We start from the raw sequence: 3921 nt of genomic DNA, 5'->3' as shown, positions 1-3921 counted from the left end.
GATCCTGCTGTGTTGCGTGGGTTCGTGGGGGAGCGGTTGCCGGATTACATGGTGCCGTCGGCGTTCGTGGTGTTGGGTGCGTTGCCGTTGTCGCCGAACGGGAAGCTGGATCGTGGGGCTTTGCCGGTGCCGGAGGTTGTTTCCGGCGGGGTGGCGGGGAGGGGGCCGGTGACGCCGCACGAGGAGGTGTTGTGCGGGTTGTTTGCCGAGGTTCTGGGGGTTTCCGGGGTTTCGGTGGATGACGGGTTCTTTGAGTTGGGTGGTGACAGCATCCTGTCGATCCAGTTGGTGGCGCGGGCGCGGGCTGCTGGGTTGGTGTTTTCTCCGCGTGATGTGTTTGAGCGTAAGTCGGTGGCGGGGCTGGCTGCGGTGGTGGGTGTGTTGCAGGGCTCGGTGGTGGTGGAGGCCGAGGGTGCTGGTGTGGGTGTGGTGCCGTTGACGCCGGTGATGCATCAGGTTCGGGAGCGGGGTGGTCCGCTGGCCGGGTTTTCGCAGTCGATGTTGGTGGGTGCGCCGGCGGGGCTGTCGTTGGAGCTGCTGACGGCGGTGGTGGGGTCGGTTCTGGATCTGCATGACGGTCTGCGGATGCGGGTGATCCGGGACTCGGATTCCGGCTCCGGCTCCGGTTCTGGCTCCGGTTCTGGTTCTGGTTCTGGCTTGGATTCGGGTGGTGGCTCTGGGTGGGGTTCGGGTTGGGGTTTGGAGGTGTTGCCGTCGGGTGGGGTGGATGCGGCGGGGTGTGTGTGTCGTGTGGATGTGGCGGGTTTGGTGGGTGTCGGGTTGGAGGAGGTGGTGTTGGCTGAGGCGGTTTCGGCGCGTGAGCGTTTGGATCCGTTGGCGGGTGTGATGGTGCAGGTGGTGTGGTTCGACGCGGGTGTGGGGGTGCCGGGTCGGGTTTTGCTGGTTTTGCATCATTTGGTGGTTGATGGGGTTTCGTGGCGTGTGTTGTTGCCGGATCTGGCGGCGGCGTGGGGTGCGCTTTCGGTGGGTGGTGCGGTGGTGCCGGCTCCGGTGGGGACGTCGTTCCGTGGTTGGGCGGGGCATTTGGTGCGGTTGGCGGGTTCGGCGGAGCGGGTTGCGGAGCTTGGTTTGTGGCGGGAGATGGTGGCGTCTCCTGGTGTTCGGGTGGGGTCTCGTGCGCTTGATCCGGTGAGGGATACGGCTGGGGCGGTGCGGGGTTTGGTGGTGGAGTTGTCTTCGGAGGAGACTCGTCCGCTTTTGGGTGATGTGGCGTCTGTTTTCCATGCGGGTGTCGAGGATGTGTTGTTGGCGGCGCTTGCGTTGGCGGTGACGCGTTGGCGTGGTGAGGGGTCCCTGGGTTCTGCGGGTGTGGGTTCTGCGGGTGGGGTGTTGGTGGAGTTGGAGGGGCATGGTCGGGAGGAGGTGGTGGAGGGGGTTGATCTGTCGCGGACGGTGGGTTGGTTTACCAGTGCGTATCCGTTGCGGATTGATCCGGGTGTTTTTGATGTGGGTGAGGTGTGGGCTGGTGGGGCTCAGGCCGGTGTGGTGTTGAAGCGGGTGAAGGAGCAGGTGCGGTCTGTTCCGGATCGTGGTCTGGGTTTTGGTTTGTTGCGGTATTTGAATGCCGAGACGGGTGCGGTGTTGGCCGGGGGTGCGCGGCCTGAGATCGGGTTCAACTATTTGGGCCGGTTCAGTGTGGGGGGTGGTGGTGCTTGGCAGATCGCTGCGGAGTCGGTGGCTTTGGGTAGTGGGCTGGATCCGCGGATGCCGGTTCCGCATGCGTTGGAGATCAATGCGGTGGTTCAGGACGGTGTGGCGGGTCCGTCAGGACGGTGTGGCGGGTCCGTGTCTGCAGGTGTCGTGGTCGTGGGTGTCGGGTGTTCTGGACGAGTGTGATGTCGTCGAGGTGTCCGGGTTGTTCGTCGAGGCGTTGAAAGCGATCACCCGTCACGCGGCCGATCCCGACGCGGGTGGATACACCCCCTCCGACCTTCCCCTGGTCTCCCTGAACCAGGCAGAAATTGATCAACTTGAGCAGCTGTGGAGGAACGACAAGTGAAGCGGAATGAATTGGAAGACGTTCTTCCGTTGGCTCCTCTGCAGGAAGGTCTGCTGTTCCACGCTCTGTACGACGAGCAGGCGCTGGACGTCTACACGACGCAAATGTCCTTCCTGATAGAAGGACCGCTGAATGTCGCCGCTCTGAAGGCGTCCGCCCGAGTCGTTCTTGAGCGGCACAAGAATCTGCGCGCCGCCTTCATCCATGAGGGTCTGCGGCAGCCGGTCCAGGTCATTCCCCGGAGCGTGGAGCTCCCCTGGGAGGAGATCGACTTCTCGGGCCTGGATGCCGGCCGCCAGGAGACCGCCATTGCCCAGTGGCTGGAGGAGGACCGGGCGCGGCGCTTCGACCTGTCCGCTCCGCCGCTGCTGCGGTTCACACTCCTCCGCCTCGGCCACCAGCGCTTCCGACTGGAGTTCACGAGCCACCACTTGCTGCTCGACGGGTGGTCCCTGCCCGTGCTCATGCGCGACCTGATGACCGCCTACGAGCAGGGCGGCCGCGGTGACGGCCTGGCGCCTGTGAGGCCTTACCGGGACTACCTGGCATGGGTGGCCGGACAAGACCGTGGCGCGGCCGAGGAGGCGTGGCGGCGGTCCCTTGCCGGTGTGGAGGAAGCGACCCGGCTCGCCCCGGTGCACGCCCGCGCGGGGCAGATGGCTCCCGAACACGTCACGGTGCGTCTGCCGGAGGAGCTGACGGCTGCGCTGACGGTTGCGGCGCGGAGTTGCGGGGTCACGTTGAACACCGTGGTCCAGCAGGCGTGGGCGGTGCTGCTCGGGCACATGACCGGTCAGGACGACGTGGTCTTCGGTGCGACCGTCGCCGGACGCCCGGCCCAGATCCCCGGCATCGAGTCGATGGTCGGCCTGTTCATCAACACCGTGCCGGTACGGGTGCGCCTGAAGCCGGCGGAGTCCGTACGAGAGGCACTCGTGCGGCTCCAGGACGAACAGAGTGCCCTCCTGCCCCACCAGCACCTCAAACTCACCGACATCCACCACCTGACCCCGGCCGACGAGCTCTTCGACACCGTCGTCGTCTTCGAGAACTACCCGATCGGCGCCGTGCCGAGGGCCACGGAGCCGGCCGACGCCATCCGCGTCGAACGGCTGGAAGGGCGGAACAGCACGCACTATCCGCTCGGCCTGATCGTGATGCCCGGAGACGATTTCCGGCTGCGACTCGACTACCTTCCCGACCTGTTCGACCGGGCGGTGGTGGAACAGATCGGGTCCCAGCTGATTCGGATCCTGGAGGCGACCACCACCGGACTCGATGGCGCACTGGGCCGCTTCGACCTGCTCGGTGTCGCAGAGCGGCACCGGATATTGGCCGAATGGAACGACACGGCCCGTGAGATACCTGCCGCGTTGCTTCCGGAGCTGTTCGAGACGCAGGCGGCACGCACCCCGAACGCGCCGGCTGTGATCAGCGGCGGGGTCGAGCTGTCGTATGCGGAGTTGAATGCCCGGGCGAATCGTTTGGCTCGTCATCTGGTGGCGTGCGGTGCCGGTCCGGAGATGCTCGTTGCTGTGGCGCTGCCCAGGTCGGTCGACCTGGTGGTCGCGTTGCTCGCCGTTTTGAAGAGCGGTGCCGGTTATGTGCCGGTGGATCCGGAGTACCCGGCGGACCGGATCGCGTACGTGCTCGCGGATGCCGAACCGGTGCTGGTGATCACCGATGCGGACACCGTGCCCGTGCTGCCCCAGGACCGCGCCGCTCCGCACCTGGTGCTTGATGAGCCGGGGGTCCGGCGTGCCGTGGCGGCCCGGGATGCCGGAGACCTGTCCGACCATGATCGTCTGTCTTCGGTGTTGCCTGCGCATCCGGCGTATGTGATTTATACGTCGGGTTCGACGGGGCGGCCGAAGGGTGTGGTGGTTTCGCATGTGGCGTTG

The 3921-nt window shown here is 65.9% G+C and carries 3 protein-coding genes and 1 pseudogene; all 4 read left to right on the top strand.

All coding sequences use genetic code 11. The annotated features are described in order from the left end of the window. On the top strand, positions 1-1857 hold a 1857-nt coding region (locus ADK52_RS07990; RefSeq protein ID WP_234343525.1), incomplete at its 5' end, for a condensation domain-containing protein. Then, positions 1832-2020: a hypothetical protein gene (locus tag ADK52_RS07985; protein ID WP_053689065.1), complete on the top strand. Its 189-nt coding sequence runs from the start codon at positions 1832-1834 to the stop codon at positions 2018-2020. The genes ADK52_RS07990 and ADK52_RS07985, both read left to right, overlap by 26 nt. Next, positions 2002-3339, top strand: a pseudogene (locus ADK52_RS07980) (condensation domain-containing protein); the annotation flags it as partial. The gene ADK52_RS07985 and the pseudogene ADK52_RS07980, both read left to right, overlap by 19 nt. A 12-nt stretch (positions 3340-3351) precedes the next feature. Next, positions 3352-3921: AMP-binding protein (locus ADK52_RS44945; RefSeq protein ID WP_420714818.1), on the top strand; the 570-nt coding region annotated here is incomplete at its 3' end.

Source organism: Streptomyces sp. WM6372 (assembly GCF_001279655.1).
Taxonomy (GTDB): Bacteria; Actinomycetota; Actinomycetes; order Streptomycetales; family Streptomycetaceae; genus Streptomyces.
Note: the sequence above shows the minus strand (reverse complement) of the source record. Positions and strands in the feature narration are given on the sequence as shown.